The sequence below is a fragment of the Altericroceibacterium endophyticum genome (assembly GCF_009827595.1).
Taxonomy (GTDB): Bacteria; Pseudomonadota; Alphaproteobacteria; order Sphingomonadales; family Sphingomonadaceae; genus Altericroceibacterium; species Altericroceibacterium endophyticum.
On sequence record NZ_WTYT01000003.1, the window covers coordinates 220,731 to 242,604 of the forward strand.

The following is a 21,874-nucleotide window of genomic DNA, read 5'->3' on the forward strand; positions in this document are numbered from 1 at the left end:
AAAGTACTGGATAAAAGCACCCGCGCAGCAAAAAGGGGCCAACCTTTCGGTCAGGCCCCCTCCGCTCGCTGTCGCGGAACCTTTTATTCGATCAGTAACCGGATTTGGCGGCGTTCACCTGATCCTGCGTGATCGGGGTAATCTTGATTTCGACACGGCGGTTCTGGGCGCGCCCTTCCGCCGTTTCATTGCTTGCCACCGGATATTGCTCACCATAGCCAACCGTTTCAATGCGGGTACGGGTCACGCCGCGCGATACGAGATAGTTGGACACTGAATCCGCCCGGCGCTGGGACAAGTTCAGATTGTAGGAAGCCGAACCGGTGGAATCGGTATGGCCCATAATATCGACCAGGCTGTTGGGATATTTGATCATGCTCTGGGCAACATTATCGAGCGCGGTCTGGAAACCGGGCGAGATGTTGGTGCTGTCCACGGCAAAGGTCACTTCAGGCAGATTGACGAGAATTGATTCGCCATCGGGCGTTTCGGTCACATCGATGCCGGAGCCGGAAGTCTGTTCCTTGAGCTCCTTGATCTGCTGATCCATTTTATAGCCGACCGCACCGCCTGCAACGCCGCCAATACCCGCGCCGATGATTCGTGCCGTATCGCCGCCGAGCAGGCCGCCGAGCAGGTAACCAAGACCGGCACCGCCGACGCCGCCGATGGCGGTGCGAGAAATCTTTTGTTCGCCCGTATTCGGGTCGGTCACGCAGGCGCTGACGCCCAGCAGTGAAATGGCGGCAAGACCAGCGGTGAAATAGCGGGATTTCTTCATGTTATGAGCCCTCATCATAGATACGGTGACCCACATCTTACTTGGCGGGGCCGTTTACATGGTGCAGAACGGGCGAAAGTGAAACGCGTTCCAATCAGGCTTCGCGTTCTTATCCAAATCTGCTAGCTGAAAGCTATTGTGGCTCCATTTCCTTGGTTTGAACTCGCTATTCTTGTCGGACTGATCCTGCTCAACGGGGTCTTTGCGATGACGGAACTCGCCATCGTATCGGCGCGCACGGCCCAGTTGCAAATGGCCGCGGATAAAGGCAGCCGCGCGGCGCGCACGGCCATGGAGCTGGCGGCCGATCCCGGCAAGTTCCTCTCCACCGTGCAAATCGGCATTACCCTGATCGGGATCGTGGCCGGTGCCTATTCGGGCGCCACGCTGGGCGGACCCGTGGGCGAAAGGCTGGCGCTCACCGGCATTCCGGCGGACACCGCGCAGGATATCGGTTTTGCCTTTGTCATCGTGGTGACCACCTATCTCAGCCTGGTGGTGGGCGAATTGGTGCCCAAGCAGCTTGCCCTGCGCGCGGCGGAGCCCGTGGCCAAGATCATGGCACCGCCCATGAAGCTGCTGTCCAAAGTGGCCGCCCCGGTGGTGTGGTTGCTGGATGTGTCCTCCAACACGCTGATGCGCCTGCTCGGCATTCGTGCGCGCGGCGAAAACCGCCTCACATCAGAAGAGCTGCAGATGATTTTCGCCGAAGCCACGCGCAGCGGCGTGATCGAGGAAGGCGAACGGGCGATGCTTTCGGGGATCATGCGGCTGGCCGATCGTCCCGTGCGTGAATTGATGACCCCGCGTACAGAACTGGACTGGCTGGATCGTCAGGCGACCGAGGAAGAGATTCGCGCGGCCATTGCCAATTCGCCCCATTCCTTGCTGCCCGTGGCAGAAGGGTCGGCCGACAATGTGGTGGGCGTGGTGAAAGTGCGCGAGATTCTGGCGCTTCTCTTGCTGGGCGAAGGGGTTCAGCTGAACAAGCTGATCCGCAAGGCGGAAGTCGTGCCGGACCGGCTGGATGCCATGGATGCGCTGCGCATTCTGCAGCAATCGGGCACCGGCATGGCGATGGTGCATGACGAATATGGCCATCTGGAAGGGATCGTCACCACGGCGGACGTGCTGGGCGCGATTGCCGGCAGTTTTGTCAGCCATCAGGATGAAGGCGAAGGGCCTGATCTGATCGAACGGCCGGACGGATCAACCCTGGTCTCCGGCGCCATTCCGGCAGATATGCTCAGCGAACGGTTTGGTATCGACCTGCCTGATGACCGCGAATTCGCGACCGCTGCAGGCTTCGTCCTCTATATATTGAAGCGCTTCCCCGCTGAGGGTGAGATGTTTGACGAGCAGGGCTGGCGTTTCGAAGTCATCGATATGGATGGCCGCAAGATCGACAAGCTGCTCGTGACGCGTCTTGAAGGTGCCGATCTGGCGGATAATCAAGAGGCCTGAACGCAGTCTCTGCGCCAGGCCTCCGAGCATTTCAGCAATTTCAGGTCAGGGCGCTCAGCCCGGGATATCGGCCCGTGCAGCCTGTCCGTCTCCTTCGGGAGCGGCAATGATGGTGCGGGTCGTCGTGCCCTTGTCCACCGTATTGGTGTCCGTATCGCCGACCGAGGAACGAATCCCCGGGTCAGCCTGACCGGCGCTGTCCAGCGCGCTGGTTTCCACGGAGCTGCGGGCAGCGGTGCCGCCAAACAATGTTTCCAGCGCCTGCTGGCTGGCGGTGCCTTCAGCCGGGCGGGGCGCGCCGGGCTTCGGCGGCGTCAGGTTGAAATCCGGCGGGACCACCAGCGGCACCTGGCGCTGCACCGCGAATTCGTCAGGCCGATCGCGATTGAGCAGGCCGGAGCTGCCGCAGGCGGCAAGCAGGGCCGAACTGGCGGCGAGGAGGGCGATTGGGGTTGCTTTGCGCATCATTTGATCTCCGCGGTCATGTCCGCTTTGGTTCGCTTTGCTATTTCTTGGGTTTCTCGCCCATGAATAGCGAGCGGGCAAGGATAATGAGAACGCCGATAGTGATCGCGGCATCGGCGATATTGAAAATCAGGAAGGGGCGGAAGGTCCCGATGTGGAAATCGGCATAATCCACGACATAGCCAAAACGGATGCGGTCGAGAATATTGCCGAAGGCTCCGCCCAGGATCATGGCCAGGCCGATCAGATCCCACAGACGCTTCTCGCGCAGCATCCAGACGGCCACGACCAGCGCGATCACACTGGTGACGCCCACCAGCAGCCAGCGGGTTTCCGCCGAATCGGCCGTAAACATGCCCAGCGACACCCCGAAATTCTGGGTGAAGGTCAGATCGAAGAAGGGCAGCAGGTCGATATGGCGAACTTCAACCAGATTAAGCGGGCCGACGACCCACCATTTGACCAATTGGTCCACCACGAACAGCAATGCGGCAAAGGCAAAGGCGATGCCCCTGTCCCGTGTTACCTGATGGCGTGGCGGGGTGTTCATTGCGCTTTGTCCAGCTCGGCCACGACCGCTTCGCAGCGGCCGCATAATGCACCATCTTCTGTCACTTCGGGCAGATGGCGCCAGCAGCGGCCACATTTGGCGGCGTCGGTCTTGCGCACCAGAACATTGTCGTCCGGGCCAAAATTGACGTTACCAGTGATGAACAATTGCGCCAGTTCCGCCTCGTCAAATCCAGCCGGTACGTCTTTTACCGGAACAGTGACTTCGGCTTCCAGACTGGAGCGCACGATTTTCTCGCGCCGCAGAGGCTCGATCGCTTCCAGCACGCGTTCACGCAGATTGCGCAGTTCACTCCAGCGGGCCGTGTCGCTGCCAACCGATGGCACTTCGGGCCATTCGAGCAGATGGACGCTGGAGCTGTCGGGATAGCGTGTCTGCCACACTTCCTCAGCCGTGAAGACCAGCACCGGCGCGGCATAGCGCACCAGCGCGTGGAACAGCGTGTCGAGCACGGTGCGATAGGCGCGGCGTTCGATCGAGCCGGGCAGGTCGCAATAGAGGCGATCCTTGCGCAGATCGAAGAAGAAGGCCGAGAGGTCTTCATTGCAGAAATCGGCCAGCGCGCGGGTGTAATCATTATAGTCGTAATCATCGACCGCCTTGCGCAGCCGCGCATCGAGCGCGCCGAGCAAATCGAGCATATAGCGCTCCAGCTCGGGCATATCGGCCACGTCGACGCGCTCGCTTTCGTCGAAATCGGCCAGCGCGCCGAGCATGTAGCGGAACGTGTTGCGCAATTTGCGGTACTGGTCGGCAACGCCCTTCAGGATTTCATCGCCGATCCGGTGATCTTCGGTGAAATCGACCGACAGCGCCCACAGACGGATGATGTCGGCGCCATATTGCTCCATCACCTTCAGCGGGCTGATCGTATTGCCGAGGCTCTTGGACATTTTCATGCCCTTCTGATCCATGGTGAACCCATGGGTCAGCACGGCCTTGTAAGGCGCGCGGCCACGGGTGCCGCAGCTTTCGAGCAGCGATGACTGGAACCAGCCGCGATGCTGATCACTGCCTTCAAGATAGAGATCGGCCGGGGGGCCGACATAATCGTGGGGCCGGGTCAGTTCGGGCCAGCGTCCGCTTTCCAGCACGAAGGCATGGGTGGAGCCGGAATCGAACCATACGTCGAGAATATCGGAGATCCGCTCATAATCGGCGAGGTCATATTTATCGCCGAGCAGATTCTGGGCATTGTCTTCATCCCAGGCATCGACGCCGCTTTCGTGGATCGCAGCAATGATCCGCTGATTGACTTCGGGATCGACCAGATAGTCGCCGCTTTCGCGGTGGACGAACAGCGTGATCGGCACGCCCCATGCGCGCTGACGCGACAGCACCCAGTCGGGCCGGCCTTCGACCATGGAGCGGATGCGGTTGCGGCCCTTTTCAGGGATGAAACGCGTTTTGGTCAGCGCATGGAGCGCCGTTTCGCGCAAGGTTGCCGTTGGCGCGGACACGGTCGCGGCAATCGCGCCGCCCACACCGTCCAGCGGCGCGGCATCGAATTCCAGCGTCTGCAGCGGTTGATCCATCGGCACGAACCATTGCGGGGTGCAGCGATAGATGACCTTCGCCTTACTGCGCCAGCTATGCGGATAGGAATGCAGCGTGCTCTGATCATTGCGGGCAGACAGCAAAGCGCCGACGTCGCTCAGATCGCTGCAGATCGGCCCATCGGGTGCGGTGAACTTGGCATTGATGACCGAATTCGACCGTTCATCGCTGCGCGGCAGCCACAACCAGTCATCGCGGTAACGGCCATCGGCCTCAACCGCGAAAACCGGCTTGATGCCATTGGCCTTGCACAGGTCGAAATCGTCCTCGCCATGATCAGGCGCGAGATGGACGATCCCCGTACCGGCATCGGTGGTGACGAAATCACCGGCCAGCATCGGGCGCAAATCAGCGTAGAAACCGCCAAGATGGTGCATCGGATGGCGCACCTTGGTCCCAGCAAGCTCGGAGCCCTTCAACGTAATGATGTTACCAGAGGTATCAGCCACTTCAGTGAGCGGGAGTCCGGTACGCTCTTGAAATTCCTTGAACAGTGCTGAGGCGAGCAGAATTCGCTGTCCATGCTCAAGACTGGGAACAGGTTGGCCCGGTTTAACTTCGTTGTCTTGATGTAGGATAATCTCGGCCAGCACGTAGTCCACGTCTTCGCCATAAGCGAGCGCCTGGTTGACCGGGATGGTCCAGGGCGTGGTGGTCCAGATCACCGCATAGGCGCCGACCAGTTCCTTGACCGGGCTTTCAGCGATTTCGAACGCCACGTCGATCTGGGTCGAGGTGACGTCCTGATATTCCACTTCGGCTTCGGCCAGCGCGGTCTTTTCGACCGGGCTCCACATAACGGGCTTGGCGCCGCGATAAAGCTGTCCGGCTTCGGCGAATTTGAGCAGTTCGGTGACGATGGTCGCCTCGGCGGCGAAGTCCATCGTCAGATAGGGTTTGTCCCAGCGGCCGATAATGCCCAGCCGTTTGAGCTGTTCGCGCTGCACATTGACCCAGTTCTGGGCATAGGCGCGGCATTCGGCGCGAAATTCCTTGGGCGGAACCTCGTCCTTGTTCTTCTTCTTCTTGCGATATTGTTCCTCCACCTTCCATTCGATGGGGAGGCCGTGGCAATCCCAGCCCGGAACATAGGGGGCATCCTTGCCCAGCAGGCTCTGCGTGCGGCAGACCATGTCCTTCAGGATATGGTTCAGCGCATGGCCGATATGCATATCGCCATTCGCATAAGGCGGGCCGTCATGCAGGATGAACTTTTCGCGGCCCTTACGCGCTTCGCGCAGGGCGTTGTAAAGATCCTGTTCCTCCCATGCAGACAGAATGCCCGGTTCCTTCTGCGGAAGGCCGGCTTTCATCGGGAAGGGCGTCTTCGGCAGGAAGACGGTGGGTCGGTAATCGCGATCTTCAGACATCGCGGTGGCGCTTACGTCGTTTCTCCGGATGCGGCAATATGCCGTTGATAAGGGATGCTCTGGATAAAGGCCTCTCGGCGGGTCTCCCAGATGGTCACATCACCGCCCCATGGCGGCTGCCAATCGCGCACCGGCTCCGCGCCAAGCCGCGCTGCAAGCGCTTCACTGCCCGCATTTCCTTTGAGAATACAGTGGATGATCGGATCGCGGCCGAGCACTTCCTGGCACCAGATCAGCGCAGCGGCCACGCCTTCCGCCGCATAGCCACGCCGCTGAAATTCGGGAAAAATTGCCCAGCCAACTTCGAATCCGGGCCATCCGGGCGGGGAAAAAGGTCCGAGTCGCCCGATCGGCTGACCCGTTTCCCGCAGCTCGACGACCCAATTGCCGAAGCCATCGAGAGACCAGCTGCCATTGACCATCGCCATGGCGCGCCAAGCTTCATCGGGGGACAGGCCGCGCCCTTCGCGGGTGATCGTGCGGGCAAATTCATCCTTGCCCATCGCTTCGACAAAAGGCTGTTTGTCGGATGGCTGAAACCCGCGCAGGGTCAGGCGTTCGGTTTCAAGCACCGGAATGGTGAACATATCAGGCAATCTCCCGTTTCTTTTGGGAGCAGCCTAGGCAAGTGATTCGCAAACGGCCAGAGCCGGAAAAACAGGACCCGCGGGAGGGCGGGCCCGTTCAAGGCCTGTGATATCAGGCGAGCAATTCGCGGGCCTTGTCGCAATCTTGGCTCATCTGCGCGATCAATGCGTCCAGCGAATCAAATTTCGCTTCCGGCCGGATGAAGTGGTGAAACCGCACTTCGACTGTCTGATCGTAAAGTGACCCCGAAAAATCGAAGAAATAGGGCTCCAGCAATTCCTTGGGCGGCTGGAAAGTCGGGCGCACGCCCAGATTGGCCGCGCCTTTCAATTCCTGTCCCGTTTCCAGCAACCGCGCGGTCACGGCATAAATGCCAAAACGCGGGCGCAGATAATGGCTCATATCCAGATTCGCGGTGGGAAAGCCGATTTCCCGGCCGCGCTTGTCACCATGCTGCACGCAGGAACGAATGGCGAAAGGGCGCGTCATCAGCCGCGCGGCATTGAAGCAATCGCCGGCTTTCAGCGCATCGCGTACCCGGCTGGAGGAAACGGGCATGCCGCCATCCAGAACGGGCGGCACGGCGCGCGTGCCCATTCCGGCCTCCGCGCCGCAGCGGGCCATCAAATCGCGATTGCCGCCGCGATCCTTGCCGAAAGTGAAATCTTCGCCGGTGACCAGACCACCTGCGCCAATATGATCGCCCAGCAATTTATGGACGAAACCTTCTGCCGTGGTGGCGGCCAGTTGCTGATCAAAATGAAACACCAGCATCGCATCCGCGCCGGCCGCCTCGAACAATTCCTGCCGCTGATCCAGCGTGGTCAGGCGGAAGGGCGGGACATGCGGCGCGAAATGGCGCACGGGATGCGGGTCGAATGTGGCGACAATCACCGGGCGGTTTTCACGCTTTGCCCAGGCCACGGCTTCGGCCACGACCTTCTGATGTCCCAGATGGAAGCCATCAAAATTACCCAGCGCCACAATGGCCCCGCGCAAATGGTCGGGAATAGGTTCGCGATGATCGAGGCGCATCACGTGCTCCGCTCCAATGTGACGAAGGAAAAGGCCGGGTTTTTACCCTCGGCCGGGTGGTGCTGCCGCGCTATTTCGCGCCAATCGGGTCCGGGGGCGTCCATTTTGGTGTCGCCGCCGGTTTCTTCGTGAATTTCGGTCAGTTCAATCCGGCTCGCACAGGGCAGGAACAGATCATAGATTTCCGCCCCGCCAATGATGGAAATGGTGCCCTTGCCGGCAATATCCATCGCCTGTTCGGGGGAATGGGCGACTTCGGCGCCCTCTGCCCGCCATTCCCGGTCACGCGTCAGCACAATATGGCGGCGCCCCTTCAGCAGGCCGGGCAGGCTTTCAAATGTCTTGCGTCCCATGATCATGGGGGTGCCCTGCGTCAGAGCGACAAAATGCCTCAGATCCTCGCGGATTTTCCACGGAACCTGACCATTCTGCCCGATTGTGCCATCCTGCGCGCGGGCCACCACAAAGACGATTTCGCGGCCCGTATTCATGCGTCGATCCGGGTCACATGGCCCATCTTGCGACCGGGCCGAGCGTCCAGTTTGCCATAAAAATGCAGATGCGCCTGCGGGTCCTCCAGCAAAGCGAGCGCTTCTTCGCCGCTGGTGCCGATCAGATTGCGCATTTCCACCGAGGAGCCCACCGTGGCCGTATCGCCCAGCGGTAAGCCGCAAATGGCGCGAATGTGGTTTTCAAACTGGCTGGTGACCGCGCCTTCGGTGGACCAATGGCCTGAATTATGAACCCGCGGGGCCATTTCATTGAAGACCGGCCCGTCATCCGTGGCGAAAAATTCCAGCGTCAGCACGCCGACATAGCCCAGTTTTTCAGCCGCTTCGGCAGCGAGCTTGCGGGCCACGGGCACTTGTTCGGCAATGGTCGGTCCGGCGGGCAGCACGGATTTGGCCAGAATGCCTTTCACATGGGTATTCTGCGCACTTTCCCAGAAACAGATTTCACCATCGGCGCGCCGCGCCAGAATAACCGAAAATTCCCCGGCAAAGCGGACAAGCCCTTCATAGATCAGCGGTGTCTCGGGCAGATCGAGTTCTTCGGCCAGATCGGCCGAGGCGATGCGCCACTGGCCCTTGCCGTCATAGCCATCGCGGCGGGTCTTGAGAATTCCGGGCGCGCCGATGGAGCGGATCGCCTCTGCCATATCGGCTGCCGAATCGACCGGTGCATAGGGGGCCGGACGGCCACCCAGTTCGGTGATGAAGCGTTTTTCCAGCAGGCGGTCCTGCGCCACTTCAAGCGCGCGCGTGCCGGGGGCGAGTTTTTCCGCCGGGATCGCGGTCAGCGGTTCCACCGGTACGTTTTCAAACTCATAGGTGATGACCGCGCAATCATCGGCAAAGGCAGTGAGCGCCGCCCTGTCATCCCAGTCCGCGCTGGTGAAGCGGGCACTGACATCCGCGGCGATGCTTTCTGCCTCGGGGGCGTATATATGGCAGCGATAGCCAAGCTGCGCTGCTGCCACCGCCAGCATTCGGCCCAATTGGCCGCCGCCCATAATTCCGATCGTCGCGCCCGGTTGGATCATTTGCCGTCCCGTTTCATGCAGTGCTGTCTTATACCTCATCCGAAGGTGTTTCGGCCACCGCCACTGCGCGTGCGGCGCGCCATTTCTGTAACCGGTCGGACAGATCGGCATCCTGCAACGCCAGAATCGCCGCCGCCATCAATCCGGCATTGGTCGCGCCGGCTTCGCCGATCGCCAGGGTTCCGGTGGGAATACCGGCGGGCATTTGGACAATCGACAGCAGGCTGTCGAGGCCCGACATGGCCTTGCTCTGCACAGGAACGCCGAGCACCGGCAAATGGGTGAGTGCGGATAGCATGCCCGGCAGATGCGCCGCGCCGCCAGCCCCGGCAATGATCACCTGATAGCCTTCATCCGCCGCGCGTTTGCCGAACATATACATCCGGTCCGGCGTGCGATGGGCTGAAACGATCTTCGCATCATAGGCGACGTTCAGTTCATCGAGGATATTGGCGGCGCGCTGCATCGTGGGCCAGTCCGACTGGCTGCCCATAACGAGTGCGACCTTTGCGTTACCGCTGGCCTGATCCACCATAACTCAGCGATCCTTCAGATAATATCGTTCGGCCGGCTGCATCGCATCGTCGAAATCATAGACGATCGGCTGGCCGGTCGGGATCTCAAGGCCGGTAATATCCTCATCGGAAATGCCCGATAGATGCTTCACCAGCGCGCGCAGCGAATTGCCATGCGCGGAAATGATGACCGTCTCCCCGCTGGCGAGCACCGGTTTGATGTCGCTTTCCCAATAAGGCAGCACGCGTTCAATTGTCAGCTTCAGGCTTTCGGTGCGGGGCACGTCGATGCCGTCATAGCGCGGATCGGATGCCAGATCGAACGGGCTGTCTGCGTCCATTTCCGGGGGCGGCACGTCGAAACTGCGGCGCCACTCATGAACCTGTTCCTCGCCATGCTTTTCGGCGGTTTCGGCCTTGTTGAGGCCGGTCAGCCCGCCATAGTGGCGCTCATTCAGCCGCCAGTCCTTCACTTCCGGGATCCACAGCCGCCCGCATCCTTCCAGCGCAAAATGCAGCGTGCGGATGGCGCGGGTCTGGAGAGAGGTGAAGGCGCGGCTGGGCAGGACATTCTTATCCTTCAGCAGCGTGCCAGCGGCGCGTGCTTCGCTCACGCCTTTGTCAGTCAGATCGACATCCCACCAGCCGGTGAAACGGTTTTCCAGGTTCCACTGGCTCTGGCCATGGCGGACGAGAATAAGCGTGGGCACGGCGTCATTAGCTCCTACAGCTTTCGGGAGCGTGGCTGGGTAGCTTTTCGCGCTCAATTTGGAAAGAGGCGCGTTTCTTTACCCCTCGCTAGAATTATTCCGCGAATCGGCACCGTTCTCATCGGCATCCATTTCACCGCTATTTTCCAGCGCGCGCGCCTGCGTTTTTCGCCGGCGCAGATTTTCGCGCAATTTGGCTGCCAGCCGTTCTTCCCGGCTGAGGGGTTTTTGCTGTCCGCTCGTCATGATCAATGCCTTGGCGCTAAAGGCAGCGCTTGACAAGAGCGTCGCGCATGGCCAAGAGCGCGCCCCTGTCGGACGGAGTTTCTCTGCCCGGCATGGTCCCGATGGCTGGCTGCTGTAGCTCAGTGGTAGAGCGCACCCTTGGTAAGGGTGAGGCCGAGAGTTCAATTCTCTCTAGCAGCACCATCGGCTCCCCCCACATCCAGAACGAAAAAAGGCCCCGATTAACCGGAGCCTTTTGTGCTGCGCGCCATGTCTGCGACTGCCGGAGGGCGGGCAGTCGGGGGCGATGTCAGTAAATCACGCCGTAATAGCCATAGACGGTCTGGCCGAATTGCCGGTCAAACATGGGCAGATCTTCCGGTTTGTAACGCGGCGCGTCGTGCAGTTTTTCCTTGTCGATCGTGACCACATAGCCGTGCTTTTCGGGATCATAATCGAGCGCATCCCACGGCAGGGGATGATACAGTTCGCCGAGTCCCAGAAAGCCACCAAAGCTCATCACCGCATATTCGACGCGGCCCGATATCTTGCCGATCATCAAATGGTCGATATGGCCGATCTTTTCGCCATCCTTGGCATAGACGTTGGTGCCTTCAACCTTGTCCGAGCTGATCAGATTGGTCGTTTCATCGCGTTCGAGCGGGCGGCTGCGATCATAGTCGCGCCGTTTATCAAGCTCTGCCTGGGGGGTGGGGTCGGTGTCGGACATCTCAGGTCTCCTTCCGCAATTTGCCGGTGACGGGGAGGGAGGGGGGATGGTCCCCGCCACCGGTCTGATTCTTAAACGGCATGGGAGCATTTGGGTTCCGCCGCCTGCCCGCAAATGAGAAACTTTCAGTTTTAGACTATTTCCCGCCTCAGCTCTCGGTCGGTGCGCGCAGGCTGCGCCATTCGGGATGGCGGCGAAAAGCGGCCGCGACATAGCTGCATTGCGGCACGATGGTGAAATCCTCCTGTCTCGCATCTTCGACCAGTGCTTCGACCAATTGAGCGGCAATGCCCTGTCCGCGCAATTCCGGCGCGACAAATGTGTGATCGGCGATTCGCGCTCCGCCCTTTGCCTGCCAGGTCAACTCGGCCTTCGCGCCATCAATGTCGACGCGATAGGCGCCATGTGTGGTGTGACTTTCGCGTTCGATCGCAATTTTGCCGGACATTGGCGCATCTCCTGTTAGAATTCTTGCTTCAAACGAACGGCTTGGCCATGGCGTTCCTATGCAATTTCTCTCTGACAATGCCGCTGTGGTGCATCCGGCGATCTGGCAGGCCATGCGTGACGCCGATCAGGCGAGCGCCCCCTATGATGGAGATGCGCTCAGCCAGCGGCTGGATGCCGCCTTCTCGGAAACTTTTGGCCGCGAGTGCCATGTTTTGTGGGTCGCCACCGGGACGGCGGCGAATTGCCTCGCCCTGTCCACCATGGTGCCGCCGCATGGCGCGGTCATATGTCACCGTGAAGCGCATATCGAGATGGATGAAGGCGGTGCGCCCGGTTTCTATCTGCACGGTGCCAAGTTGATTCTGGCGGAGGGCGACGCGGCGAAGCTCAATCCGGACAGCGTGCTGGCTGCCACGGCGAATATTCGTGATGATGTGCATCAGGTTCAGCCCGCGGCGCTGTCGGTCACGCAGGCGAGTGAATATGGCGCACTCTATCAGCCGCAGGAAATTGCCGCATTGGGCGCCTTGGCGCGCAGCAAAGGCTGGCGCTTCCATATGGATGGTGCGCGTTTCGCCAATGCGGTTGCCGGGCTGGATTGTTCCCCCGCAGACGCCGCCGGACCGGTCGACGCACTGAGTTTCGGCTGTATCAAGAATGGCGCGATGAGCGCTGAGGCGATCGTCTTTTTCGATTCCGACCTCGCCGATATCGCGCGCTACCGCCGCAAACGGGCCGGTCATCTGCAATCAAAGGGTCGCTATCTGGCGGCGCAATTGCTGGCGATGCTGCAGGATGATCTGTGGCTGGCGAATGCGCGCGCGGCCAATCAGGCTGCGGCACAGATTGCGGCAAGGGCGGAGGACAGATTGCTCTTTCCGGTGGAAGCGAATGAGGTTTTCTGCCGCCTGACGCAGGCGGAAAAGGCCGCCTTGCGCGATCAGGGCTTCGGCTTTTACGATTGGGGCGATGATGCGGCGCGCTTCGTCACGGCCTGGAACACCCATCCCCATGATGCGGCGGGGCTGGCCCGCGCGATTGCTGCGCTATGATCGGTCCCAAGCCTCCCCATGCCCTGATGCGGCCCGGCATCGTGCTGCCCTTCCTGCTGGTGGCGCTGATCTGGGGGTCGACCTGGCTGGTGATCAAGGGCCAGATCGGCCTGGCGCCTGAAAGCTGGTCGGTTACCTATCGCTTCGCCATTGCGACCGTCGGCATGTTTTTGCTCGCGGCTTTCCAGCGGCGCGGTTTTCGCATGACATTGGGCGGGCATCTGATGGCGATTGCCATTGGTCTCAGCCAGTTCTTCCTCAATTTCAACTTCGTCTATCGCGCGGAAATCCACCTGACATCGGGGCTGGTGGCGGTGATCTTCGCACTGCTGATGCTGCCCAATGCCATATTCGCGCGCATTTTTCTGGGGCAGGAGATCACCACGCGTTTCCTGGCCGGCACCGGCTTGGCGCTGGTCGGGATCGCCTGTCTTCTGGTGCATGAATATCGTGCCGCACCGCCAGATGGAATGGTGGCGCTGGGGGTATTCTTCGCCTTGTGCGGGATCTTGTCGGCCTCGACTGCCAATGTTCTTCAGGCATCCGAAACCGCACGGCTGCGGCCGATGGTGCTGATGCTTGCCTGGGCTATGTTGTGGGGCACGCTGGCCGACGCGGCCTTCGCCTGGACGGTGGCGGGCGCGCCCGTATTTCCCACCTCGCGCGAATATTGGCTCGGCGTTGCCTATCTCGGGATTTTTGGCTCGGTCGTCACTTTCCCGCTCTATTTCGGGCTGGTGCGGCAGCTGGGGCCGGGGCGGGCGGCCTATAATGGCGTGCTGGTGCCGGTGGTGGCGATGCTGCTTTCCACCCTGTTCGAGGATTTCCGCTGGTCATCGCTGGCGATCGCCGGGGCGGCGGTGGCGCTGCTGGGCATGCTGGTGGCCTTGCGCGCACGTAGCCTGCCTGCGGCGCGCAGCATTCAGGATTCGGCGATTCCCCGCAATCCACTGCGATAATCAGGGTATTGCGGGCGCCAGCCCAGCACGCGTTTTGCCTTGCCGTTGGCGACCCGGCGATTTTCAGCATAGAAGCCGCGCGCCATGGGGGAGAGATTGGCTTCCTCCAGACTTTGCAGCGGCGGCAGCGGCGCGTCCATGATGGCGCAGGCTTCCTCGATCAGCCGGTTCTGGCTGCAAGGCAGATCATCCGCCAGATTATAGGCGCCCGGCGGGGCGACAAACCCGGCAATGACCCCGCGCGCAATATCCGCGACATGAACGCGGCTGAAAACCTGCCCGGGCATGTCGATCCGCTTGGCGCGGCCCTCCCGGATGCGGTCAAAGGCACTGCGGCCGGGGCCATAAATGCCAGGCAGGCGGAACACCCGCGCGCCGCGGTCCAGCCAGCGGCCATCCATCTCCGCACGGGCGCTGCGGCGGCCATGGCCGGTGGGCGCGCTTTCATCCACCCACGCCCCGCCCGCATCGCCATAGACGCCAGTGGAGGAAAGATAGCCCAGCCAAGTGTGATCCAGCTGCGCGCCATAGCGATCGAGCACCGGATCACTCTCACCATCGGGCGGGACGGATGACAGCACATGGCTGGCGCGGGCCAGGGCGGCTGTGACTGCGGCATCATCATCGAAGGAAACCGTGCCGCCGCGCCCGGTCCCCTCCACAATATAGCCGGCCGATTCCGCCTCAGCTCTGATCCATTTTGCCGAATAGCCAAGCCCGAAGATGAACAAATAGGTCATGCGCTGCATTCTACTGCTGAATGCCGTCAGGAAAACAGCTAAAGGCTCAATTTATGGATATTGCACGCACCCCCTCAAATCCCGACGGCAACCCTGAAATGGCTGATGCCGCGGTCGAACCCCACACGTCGCCGGAGCCGCAACTGATCCGGCGGGAGGATTATCGCCCCTTCGCCTGGAATGTGCCGCAGGTTGCGCTCGATTTCGTGCTGGGCCTGAACCAGACGCGAATCACGGCCCGGCTGGATGTCGAACGCAATCCCGTCGCGGAGGCCGACCCGACTTTGCGGCTGAATGGTGATGGCCTCACCCCGGTTGAAATCCGGGTGGATGGCGCGGTTGTCCAAAGCTGGGTGATGGAAGGTGCCGATCTGGTGCTGACATTGCCGGGCGAGGCGCATCAGGTGGAAATCGTCACCGAAATCGATCCTTCCGCAAATACGCAGCTGATGGGTCTCTATGCCTCCAACGGCATGCTGTGCACGCAATGTGAGGCCGAGGGCTTCCGCCGCATCACATTCTTCCCCGACAGGCCAGACGTCCTTTCGACCTATCGCGTGCGGATGAGCGGGCCCAAGGATCAGTTTCCCGTGCTGCTTTCCAACGGCAATCACGTGGATGGCGGCGAGAGTGCGGAGGGTGTGCATTGGGCGGAATGGTATGACCCGTGGCCCAAACCATCCTATCTCTTCGCCCTGGTGGCCGGCGATCTGGTGGCGCGCAAAGACGTCTTCACGACGATGAGCGGGCGCAAGGTCGATCTCGCCGTCTGGGTGCGTGAAGGCGATCTTGGCCGCACGGAACATGCGATGGAATCGCTGATCAAGAGCATGAAGTGGGACGAAGAGCGCTTCGGCCGTGAATATGATCTCGACACGTTCAACATCGTCGCCGTCAGCGATTTCAACATGGGCGCGATGGAGAATAAGGGGCTCAACATATTCAATACGAAATATGTTCTGGCCGATTCCGACAGTGCAACCGATGGTGATTATGACGGGGTGGAAGGTGTCATCGGCCATGAATATTTCCACAATTGGTCGGGCAACCGCATTACCTGCCGCGACTGGTTCCAGCTGTCCTTGAAAGAGGGCTTTACCGTCCTGCGCGATCAGCTCTTCAGTCAGGATATGGGCAGTGCTGCCGTGAAGCGGATTGAGGATGTGCGCGTGCTGCGCGCGGCGCAATTCCCTGAGGATAGCGGCCCGCTGGCGCATCCGATCCGGCCCGATTCCTATCGGGAAATCTCTAATTTCTATACTGCGACTGTCTATAATAAGGGCGCCGAAGTCATCCGTATGATGCGGACCATGGCCGGTGAGGAGCGTTTCCGCCAGGGCACCGATCTGTATTTCGACCGGCATGATGGCGAAGCGGCCACATGCGAGGATTTCGTTGCGGCGATCGAGGAAGGCGCCGGGCTGGATCTGGCGCAATTCCGCCTGTGGTACAGTCAGGCCGGGGCGCCGCGTGTGACCGTGGAACTGGCGCTGGAGGACGGCGAAGCGGTGCTGACATTGCAGCAAAGCGCACCGGCCACGCCGGGGCAAAGCGGCAAGCAGCCCATGCCGATTCCGCTGCGGATCGCCCTGTTCGACCGGGAAAGCGGCCAGCATGGCGGGGAGCAGCTGATTGTCCTGACGCAGGAACAGCAAAGCTTCCGCTTCGCCGGCTTTGATCAATTGCCGATCCTCTCGCTCAACCGCGGATTTTCCGCGCCCGTGGCGATCGACCGTGAAATCGCCGCGGATGATCTGGTGTTTCTGGCCGCGCGTGATGATGATCCCTTCGCCCGCTATGAGGCGATGCAGGATCTGATCGTGGGCCATTTGAAAAAAGCGATCGGCGGCCATTTGAGCGACGATGACCGCGCCGCTGCACGCGCCGCGATCGGTACCGCTTTCCGCGCGATTCTGACCGATGATACGCTGGATGATCTGATGCGCGGCGAATTGATGATCCTGCCCGGAGCATCCTATCTTGCCGAACAGATGCTGGTGAGCGACCCGGCGGAGATTCATGCCGAGCGTGAAGGGTTGAAGGCATGGCTGGGCGCGCATTGCGGCGCAGAGCTGCAGGCCATTCACCAGCGCGCATCGGGCGTCTCCTACAGCCGTGATGCCGCGGCACGCGGGCTGCGCAAGGTGAAGACGCAGGCGCTGGTCTATCTGGCTGCGGGTAAGCCGGAGCTGGCGGCTGGGCTTGCGCAGGACCAATATCAGGCAGCCGACAACATGACCGATCGTCAGGGCGCGCTGATGGTGATGGCGGGGCTGGAATCGCCGGACCGCGATGCCATGCTGAGCGATTTTTACGATCGCTATCGCGACAATCCGCTGGTGGTGGACAAATGGTTCGCGATTCAGGCGCAATCGCTGCATCCGGGCGCCTTGCGCCATGTGAAAGAGCTGGCCGAACACCCCGACTTCACGCTCCGCAATCCCAACCGGGCACGTTCGCTCTATATGGCCTTTGCGGCGGCATCGCCGACCTTCCATCAGGCCGATGGCGAGGGGTACCGCATGATCGCCGATGTGATTCTGGCGCTGGACCCGATCAATCCGCAGACGGCGGCGCGTTTCGTGCCCTTCCTCGGCCGCTGGCGCCGGATCGAGCCGAAACGTGCGGCCATGATGAAGCAGGAACTGGAGCGGATTGCCGCAGCGCCCGCCTTGTCACGCGATACGTATGAACAGGTGAGCCGCAGCCTTGGCTGAGCCGGTTGAAGTGATTCGCGCCAGCGCACTTGCTGGCGTGCCACACGGCTTTCTTGGCCGCCGGGGCGGTGTCTCCGGCGGCGTGACGGCGGGGCTGAATGTGGGGCTTGGTTCCGCAGACGATCCCGATGCTGTCGCAGAGAATCGCCGCCTTGCGGTGGATGCGGTGCAGCCCGGCGCGCAGCTGGCCTGTCTTTATCAGATCCATTCATCCAACGTGGTGACGGTCCGCGAATGCTGGGACGAAGCGGACCGTCCGCGCGGCGATGGCATGGTGACGGACCGGCCGGGTATCGTGCTCGGCATCCTCACCGCCGATTGCGCGCCGGTGCTGTTTGCCGATTCGCAACACGGCATTGTCGGTGCCGCGCATGCCGGCTGGCGCGGCGCGCATGGCGGCGTGATCGAGGCGACGATTGCGGCGATGGAAGCACTTGGCGCACGGCGGGAAAATATCGCGGCCGCAATCGGTCCCTGCATCGCTCAGGAGAGCTACGAAGTTGGGGAAGATTTTCGCCGGGAATTTTCTGAAGAAGACGGGCGATTCTTTACTGCGGGCCGGGCAGGTCATTGGCAATTCGCACTCGAAGATTATGTCGCGGCGCGGCTGCAACGCGCGGAAATCGCCCGCATAGAGCCGCTCGGACTGGATACCTATAGTAATGAAAGGCGGTTCTTTTCTTATCGCCGTTCGACCCATCTGGGGCAGGATACCTATGGCCGCGAGTTCTCTTTGATTGGTCTGCCGCAATAAAAAGCGGCTAAAACCCTGTTGGCTTTAAGCTTCCGCTCGTCTATCAGCCGCGCCAAGTCGGTTCCGGATTTGCGTCTGGAGCATGCGTCATAGGGGGTATCCGTGGCGCACGGCGGGTCTAGATTCAGGGGGCCATGTCACCGAACATGGGTGTTCCCGCAGGTAAGGCAAGGTTGATGGCAACAAGCACTGGCACCGCAGAACCGGATGCGCTGGCCACCGAAGCGAACAGCGAAGGCGTTCGTCGGCGCGATTTCATCAATATCGCGGCGGTAAGCGCCGCTGGCGTTGGCGGTCTCGCAACGCTTCTTCCTTTGATCAGCCAAATGGCACCGTCGAAAGACGTGTTGGCGGAAAGTACCACAGAGCTGGATATTTCCGCGATTGAGCCAGGTCAGGCGATCAAGGCGGTATTCCGCAAGCAGCCCGTTTTCGTGCGTAATCTTACGCCGGAGGAAATCGAGGCAGCGAATGCAGTTGATATTTCAACCCTGCGCGATCCTGAAACACTGGATGAGCGGACCCGGGAAGGTCATCACAATCTTCTCGTGACCATGGGTGTCTGCACCCATCTTGGCTGCGTGCCGCTGGGCGCCGGCGAAGGTGAGAACAAAGGCGAATATGGCGGCTATTTCTGCCCCTGCCATGGTTCGAGCTACGACACGGCAGCGCGTATTCGTAAAGGTCCGGCACCGTCCAATCTGGTCGTGCCTGATTACGAATTCACCTCCGACACCACCATCCTGATCGGCTGAGGCGAGAGAGAGACATTATGAGCTTCCCCTGGGCCAAGCATTACACACCCACTAACCCGTTGATGCGGTTTCTCGACGAGAAACTGCCTCTGCCGCGGTTCGTCTATAACGCCGTGGGTGCCGGCTACCCCGTTCCGCGCAATCTGAACTATATGTGGAATTTCGGCGTGCTCGCCGGCTTCTGTCTCATGCTTCAGATCATAACCGGCGTCATATTGGCGATGCATTACGCACCCAATGCGCTGGTCGCGTTTGATTCCACCGAACACATCATGCGTGATGTGAACTGGGGCTGGATGCTGCGTTATGCGCATGCCAACGGTGCCAGCTTCTTCTTCGTGGTGGTCTATCTCCATATTTTCCGTGGGTTCTATTACAGTTCCTACAAGGCCCCGCGCGAGATGATCTGGCTGCTGGGCGTGGTTATCTTCCTGCTGATGATGGCAACCGCCTTCATGGGCTATGTGCTTCCATGGGGTCAGATGAGCTTCTGGGGTGCCAAGGTGATCACCGGTCTGTTCAGCGCTATTCCGCTGGTGGGTGAACCGCTGCAGGTGTGGCTGCTGGGCGGCTTTGCGCCGGACAACGCTGCGCTGAACCGCTTCTTCTCGCTGCACTTCCTGCTGCCCTTCGTGATTGCCGGTGTTGTCATCCTGCATATCTGGGCGCTGCACATTCCTGGCTCTTCCAACCCCACTGGCGTGGAAATCAAGGACGAAAGCGACACGGTTCCCTTCCATCCCTATTACACCGCCAAAGACGGTTTCGGGCTGGGCGTGTTCCTGCTGTTCTATTGTGCGTTCGTGTTCTTCCTGCCGAACTATATGGGGCATCCGGATAATTACATTCCGGCCAACCCGCTTTCCACGCCGGCGCATATCGTTCCGGAATGGTATTTCTGGCCGTTCTACGCGATTCTTCGTGCCTTCACGCAGGACTTCTTCTTCATTCCGGCGAAACTGATGGGCGTGCTTGCCATGTTCGGTTCGATCCTCCTGTGGTTCATCCTGCCATGGCTGGACCGTTCGCCGGTACGCTCGGGCCATTATCGTCCGATGTTCAAGAAGTTCTTCTGGTTCGGCCTGATCCCGACGATGGCGGTGCTGTTCTATTGTGGCGGTGCTCCGGCAGAAGAACCCTTCGTGATGCTGAGCCAGGTGGCGACTGCATATTACTTCCTGCACTTCCTGGTTGTGCTGCCGATCGTCTCTTCGATCGAAAAGCCGCAGCCACTGCCTTATTCGATCACCGAAGCGGTGCTCGGTTCGGAAGACAAGATCGTGCAGGGCGAAAACGCCACTCCGGCAACGTAAGAACAGGTTAGAGGAAAGATACGATCATGATCCGCATCATCGGAATCCTTGCCGGCCTGTTTTTCTCGGTCGGCGTATTGTGGGCCTTCGGCGTCGGCGCCTATAGCGCCGTCACGGAAGGCATGGGCGAAGAAACCGCCGAGCATGTGTTCCACAAACATCCCAAGGAACTGCATCTCGCCAGCGACGGTGCTTTCGGCAAATGGGACACCCAGCAGCTGCAGCGCGGCTACCAGGTGTATAAGGAAGTCTGCTCGGCCTGCCATTCGCTGCGCCATGTTGCCTTCCGCAACTTGCAGCAGCTTGGCTATAGCGAAGCTGAAGTGAAGGCCGAAGCTGCCAGCTGGGTTGTCCCGGGTATTGATCCGAACACGGGTGAAACCACCACGCGTCCGGGCGAACCGACGGATTACTTCCCGTCACCCTATCCCAACAATATCGCGGCAGCCGCTGCCAACAACAATGCCGTACCGCCTGATCTTTCGCTGATCACCAAGGCGCGGCATGAAGGCCCGGCCTATGTCTATTCGCTGCTGACCGGTTTCCAAGATCAGCCTGCCGAATTGCTGGAAGAATTTCCGGCTTCGAAGACGCCTTCCGGCCTGCATTACAACCCCTATTTCCCCAACCTCAATCTGGCGATGGCACCGCCGCTGACCAGCAATGGTCAGGTCAGCTATAGTGACGGGACAGAGGCGACGGTCGATCAGATGTCGCAGGACGTCGCCGCTTTCCTGACCTGGACTGCGGAACCCAGCATGGTGAAGCGCAAGCAGACCGGCTGGCCGGTTCTCGGCTTCCTGCTCTTCGCCACGGTCCTGGCCTATCTTGCCAAACAGCAGGTCTGGGCGAATAAGAAAAAGAAGATCATCACGCAGGATTGATCCCGCGGATTATCCTTCAGATTGCAATCGCCCCTCGCATCGCTTGATGCGGGGGGCGTTTTGCTGAAAGGTGGCCTGATGAATTTGCAAGAGCTCAAGGCCCTGATCCGCACTGTCCCGGATTTTCCGAAACCCGGCATCCAGTTCCGTGACATTTCCGGGCTCGTTTCCAATGGCAAAGGCCTGTCGGCAGCCGTCGATCTCCTGGCTGACCGCGTCTCGGCGCTGCAGCCTGCGGCCATTGCCGGGGTTGAGGCGCGGGGGTTCATCTTCGGCGCTGCCGTCGCTGCACGCCTTGGGCTTGGTTTCATTCCCTTGCGCAAACCCGGCAAATTGCCGGTGGTGACGATGGGCATGGATTATGCGCTGGAATATGGCACCGCCCGGCTCGAGATTGATGCCACCGATATCGCCAGCGGCGATTCTATCGTGCTGGTGGATGATCTGATCGCCACCGGCGGCACTGCGGTTGCGGGTGCCCAGCTTCTTCGGCAGGCAGGGGCAAGGGTCAATCATGCGATGTTCGTGATCGATCTGCCTGATCTTGGCGGCGCACAGAAATTGCGAGAGGCCGAGATCAGCAGCACAGCCCTGTTTGATTTTCCCGGCGATTAGAATGACTTTTTCGGTAAACCGGGGCGCTATGGGATAAAAAGGCATTGTGGGGCATTGGTCCCCTGGTGCAGTCACGCCACC

General features: G+C 60.5%; 23 protein-coding genes and 1 tRNA gene. 10 read left to right on the forward strand and 14 right to left on the reverse strand.

The features are described from left to right. Positions 1–91: 91 nt before the first annotated feature. Complete coding sequence (locus GRI91_RS08130; protein WP_160736158.1) at positions 92–781, reverse strand: YiaD family glycine zipper/OmpA-like lipoprotein; 690 nt, start codon at positions 779–781, stop codon at positions 92–94. A gap of 138 nt (positions 782–919) precedes the next feature. On the opposite strand from GRI91_RS08130, the gene GRI91_RS08135 reads away from it, so the two are divergent. Then, complete coding sequence (locus GRI91_RS08135; RefSeq protein ID WP_160736159.1) at positions 920–2,245, forward strand: CNNM domain-containing protein; 1,326 nt, start codon at positions 920–922, stop codon at positions 2,243–2,245. Positions 2,246–2,299: 54 nt separating this feature from the next. Here the strand turns inward: GRI91_RS08135 and GRI91_RS08140 are convergent, their stop codons facing one another. The 10 genes from GRI91_RS08140 to GRI91_RS15875 form a co-directional block, all read right to left on the reverse strand. After that, on the reverse strand, positions 2,300–2,710 hold the full coding sequence (locus tag GRI91_RS08140; RefSeq protein WP_160736379.1) for a DUF3035 domain-containing protein: 411 nt from the start codon (positions 2,708–2,710) through the stop codon (positions 2,300–2,302). A gap of 40 nt (positions 2,711–2,750) precedes the next feature. After that, a complete protein-coding gene (lspA, locus tag GRI91_RS08145; RefSeq protein WP_160736160.1) occupies positions 2,751–3,260 on the reverse strand; it encodes a signal peptidase II in 510 nt (169 codons plus the stop codon). Further along, positions 3,257–6,208, reverse strand: coding sequence for an isoleucine--tRNA ligase (gene ileS, locus GRI91_RS08150; RefSeq protein ID WP_160736161.1), 2,952 nt, complete (start codon positions 6,206–6,208; stop codon positions 3,257–3,259). Before ileS ends, lspA begins: the two co-directional genes overlap by 4 nt. A gap of 11 nt (positions 6,209–6,219) precedes the next feature. Continuing rightward, complete coding sequence (locus tag GRI91_RS08155; protein WP_237437771.1) at positions 6,220–6,795, reverse strand: GNAT family N-acetyltransferase; 576 nt, start codon at positions 6,793–6,795, stop codon at positions 6,220–6,222. Positions 6,796–6,907: 112 nt separating this feature from the next. Next, complete coding sequence (locus GRI91_RS08160; protein ID WP_160736163.1) at positions 6,908–7,831, reverse strand: bifunctional riboflavin kinase/FAD synthetase; 924 nt, start codon at positions 7,829–7,831, stop codon at positions 6,908–6,910. Further along, positions 7,831–8,322, reverse strand: a complete 492-nt coding sequence (locus GRI91_RS08165; protein ID WP_160736164.1) for a dihydrofolate reductase — start codon at positions 8,320–8,322, stop codon at positions 7,831–7,833. The genes GRI91_RS08160 and GRI91_RS08165 overlap by 1 nt, the downstream gene beginning before the upstream one ends. Beyond that, positions 8,319–9,374: a 5-(carboxyamino)imidazole ribonucleotide synthase gene (locus GRI91_RS08170; protein ID WP_160736165.1), complete on the reverse strand. Its 1,056-nt coding sequence runs from the start codon at positions 9,372–9,374 to the stop codon at positions 8,319–8,321. The genes GRI91_RS08165 and GRI91_RS08170 overlap by 4 nt, the downstream gene beginning before the upstream one ends. A 28-nt stretch (positions 9,375–9,402) precedes the next feature. Further along, on the reverse strand, positions 9,403–9,909 hold the full coding sequence (gene purE, locus GRI91_RS08175; protein WP_237437743.1) for a 5-(carboxyamino)imidazole ribonucleotide mutase: 507 nt from the start codon (positions 9,907–9,909) through the stop codon (positions 9,403–9,405). Between the two features lie 3 nt (positions 9,910–9,912). Continuing rightward, entirely contained in the window at positions 9,913–10,599 is a 687-nt protein-coding gene (gpmA, locus tag GRI91_RS08180) for a 2,3-diphosphoglycerate-dependent phosphoglycerate mutase (protein ID WP_160736166.1), read from the reverse strand. A 78-nt stretch (positions 10,600–10,677) separates the two neighbouring features. Then, complete coding sequence (locus GRI91_RS15875; RefSeq protein WP_202385526.1) at positions 10,678–10,845, reverse strand: hypothetical protein; 168 nt, start codon at positions 10,843–10,845, stop codon at positions 10,678–10,680. A gap of 108 nt (positions 10,846–10,953) precedes the next feature. Between GRI91_RS15875 and GRI91_RS08185 the strand changes: the two genes are divergently transcribed. Next, positions 10,954–11,028 (forward strand) — tRNA-Thr (locus GRI91_RS08185). A 106-nt stretch (positions 11,029–11,134) separates the two neighbouring features. On the opposite strand, the gene GRI91_RS08190 is transcribed toward GRI91_RS08185, so the two are convergent. After that, positions 11,135–11,554 (reverse strand): PRC-barrel domain-containing protein, encoded by a 420-nt coding sequence (locus GRI91_RS08190; protein ID WP_160736167.1) that lies wholly within the window; start codon positions 11,552–11,554, stop codon positions 11,135–11,137. Between the two features lie 148 nt (positions 11,555–11,702). Beyond that, the gene (locus GRI91_RS08195; protein WP_160736168.1) at positions 11,703–12,002 is read right to left on the reverse strand and encodes a GNAT family N-acetyltransferase; all 300 of its coding nucleotides are present in this window, start codon (positions 12,000–12,002) and stop codon (positions 11,703–11,705) included. Between the two features lie 58 nt (positions 12,003–12,060). On the opposite strand from GRI91_RS08195, the gene GRI91_RS08200 reads away from it, so the two are divergent. Both GRI91_RS08200 and GRI91_RS08205 read left to right on the forward strand, forming a co-directional pair. Further along, positions 12,061–13,056 (forward strand): threonine aldolase family protein, encoded by a 996-nt coding sequence (locus tag GRI91_RS08200; RefSeq protein ID WP_160736169.1) that lies wholly within the window; start codon positions 12,061–12,063, stop codon positions 13,054–13,056. Beyond that, on the forward strand, positions 13,053–14,015 hold the full coding sequence (locus GRI91_RS08205; RefSeq protein ID WP_160736170.1) for a DMT family transporter: 963 nt from the start codon (positions 13,053–13,055) through the stop codon (positions 14,013–14,015). Before GRI91_RS08200 ends, GRI91_RS08205 begins: the two co-directional genes overlap by 4 nt. Here GRI91_RS08205 and GRI91_RS08210 read toward each other — a convergent pair. Then, on the reverse strand, positions 13,979–14,755 hold the full coding sequence (locus GRI91_RS08210) for a Rossmann-fold NAD(P)-binding domain-containing protein (RefSeq protein WP_202385527.1): 777 nt from the start codon (positions 14,753–14,755) through the stop codon (positions 13,979–13,981). The two genes, GRI91_RS08205 and GRI91_RS08210, sit on opposite strands and share 37 nt — an antisense overlap. 53 nt (positions 14,756–14,808) lie before the next feature. On the opposite strand from GRI91_RS08210, the gene pepN reads away from it, so the two are divergent. From pepN to GRI91_RS08240, 6 genes are all read left to right on the forward strand, one after another. Beyond that, positions 14,809–17,472: an aminopeptidase N gene (gene pepN, locus GRI91_RS08215; RefSeq protein WP_160736172.1), complete on the forward strand. Its 2,664-nt coding sequence runs from the start codon at positions 14,809–14,811 to the stop codon at positions 17,470–17,472. Then, a complete protein-coding gene (gene pgeF, locus GRI91_RS08220) occupies positions 17,465–18,226 on the forward strand; it encodes a peptidoglycan editing factor PgeF (protein WP_160736173.1) in 762 nt (253 codons plus the stop codon). The genes pepN and pgeF overlap by 8 nt, the downstream gene beginning before the upstream one ends. 176 nt (positions 18,227–18,402) lie before the next feature. Further along, positions 18,403–18,981: a ubiquinol-cytochrome c reductase iron-sulfur subunit gene (gene petA, locus GRI91_RS08225; protein ID WP_160736174.1), complete on the forward strand. Its 579-nt coding sequence runs from the start codon at positions 18,403–18,405 to the stop codon at positions 18,979–18,981. A gap of 17 nt (positions 18,982–18,998) precedes the next feature. Further along, positions 18,999–20,294 carry a cytochrome b gene (locus GRI91_RS08230; RefSeq protein ID WP_160736175.1) on the forward strand — a complete coding sequence of 432 codons (1,296 nt, stop codon included), beginning with the start codon at positions 18,999–19,001 and terminating at the stop codon, positions 20,292–20,294. A gap of 26 nt (positions 20,295–20,320) precedes the next feature. Next, entirely contained in the window at positions 20,321–21,178 is an 858-nt protein-coding gene (locus tag GRI91_RS08235) for a cytochrome c1 (RefSeq protein WP_160736176.1), read from the forward strand. Positions 21,179–21,256: 78 nt separating this feature from the next. After that, complete coding sequence (locus tag GRI91_RS08240) at positions 21,257–21,793, forward strand: adenine phosphoribosyltransferase (RefSeq protein WP_160736177.1); 537 nt, start codon at positions 21,257–21,259, stop codon at positions 21,791–21,793. Positions 21,794–21,874 lie beyond the last annotated feature (81 nt).

What these genes read in the sequence shown, in the direction of transcription:
- GRI91_RS08130 (WP_160736158.1), bottom strand. Translation starts at nt 781, where the DNA reads ATGAAGAAATCCCGCTATTTCACCGCTGGTCTTGCCGCCATTTCACTG.
- GRI91_RS08140 (WP_160736379.1), bottom strand. Translation starts at nt 2,710, where the DNA reads ATGCGCAAAGCAACCCCAATCGCCCTCCTCGCCGCCAGTTCGGCCCTG.
- lspA (WP_160736160.1), bottom strand. Translation starts at nt 3,260, where the DNA reads ATGAACACCCCGCCACGCCATCAGGTAACACGGGACAGGGGCATCGCC.
- ileS (WP_160736161.1), bottom strand. Translation starts at nt 6,208, where the DNA reads ATGTCTGAAGATCGCGATTACCGACCCACCGTCTTCCTGCCGAAGACG.
- GRI91_RS08155 (WP_237437771.1), bottom strand. Translation starts at nt 6,795, where the DNA reads ATGTTCACCATTCCGGTGCTTGAAACCGAACGCCTGACCCTGCGCGGG.
- GRI91_RS08160 (WP_160736163.1), bottom strand. Translation starts at nt 7,831, where the DNA reads ATGCGCCTCGATCATCGCGAACCTATTCCCGACCATTTGCGCGGGGCC.
- GRI91_RS08165 (WP_160736164.1), bottom strand. Translation starts at nt 8,322, where the DNA reads ATGAATACGGGCCGCGAAATCGTCTTTGTGGTGGCCCGCGCGCAGGAT.
- GRI91_RS08170 (WP_160736165.1), bottom strand. Translation starts at nt 9,374, where the DNA reads ATGATCCAACCGGGCGCGACGATCGGAATTATGGGCGGCGGCCAATTG.
- purE (WP_237437743.1), bottom strand. Translation starts at nt 9,909, where the DNA reads ATGGTGGATCAGGCCAGCGGTAACGCAAAGGTCGCACTCGTTATGGGC.
- GRI91_RS15875 (WP_202385526.1), bottom strand. Translation starts at nt 10,845, where the DNA reads ATGACGAGCGGACAGCAAAAACCCCTCAGCCGGGAAGAACGGCTGGCA.
- GRI91_RS08190 (WP_160736167.1), bottom strand. Translation starts at nt 11,554, where the DNA reads ATGTCCGACACCGACCCCACCCCCCAGGCAGAGCTTGATAAACGGCGC.
- GRI91_RS08195 (WP_160736168.1), bottom strand. Translation starts at nt 12,002, where the DNA reads ATGTCCGGCAAAATTGCGATCGAACGCGAAAGTCACACCACACATGGC.
- GRI91_RS08200 (WP_160736169.1), top strand. Translation starts at nt 12,061, where the DNA reads ATGCAATTTCTCTCTGACAATGCCGCTGTGGTGCATCCGGCGATCTGG.
- GRI91_RS08205 (WP_160736170.1), top strand. Translation starts at nt 13,053, where the DNA reads ATGATCGGTCCCAAGCCTCCCCATGCCCTGATGCGGCCCGGCATCGTG.
- GRI91_RS08210 (WP_202385527.1), bottom strand. Translation starts at nt 14,755, where the DNA reads ATGACCTATTTGTTCATCTTCGGGCTTGGCTATTCGGCAAAATGGATC.
- pepN (WP_160736172.1), top strand. Translation starts at nt 14,809, where the DNA reads ATGGATATTGCACGCACCCCCTCAAATCCCGACGGCAACCCTGAAATG.
- petA (WP_160736174.1), top strand. Translation starts at nt 18,403, where the DNA reads ATGGCAACAAGCACTGGCACCGCAGAACCGGATGCGCTGGCCACCGAA.
- GRI91_RS08230 (WP_160736175.1), top strand. Translation starts at nt 18,999, where the DNA reads ATGAGCTTCCCCTGGGCCAAGCATTACACACCCACTAACCCGTTGATG.
- GRI91_RS08235 (WP_160736176.1), top strand. Translation starts at nt 20,321, where the DNA reads ATGATCCGCATCATCGGAATCCTTGCCGGCCTGTTTTTCTCGGTCGGC.
- GRI91_RS08240 (WP_160736177.1), top strand. Translation starts at nt 21,257, where the DNA reads ATGAATTTGCAAGAGCTCAAGGCCCTGATCCGCACTGTCCCGGATTTT.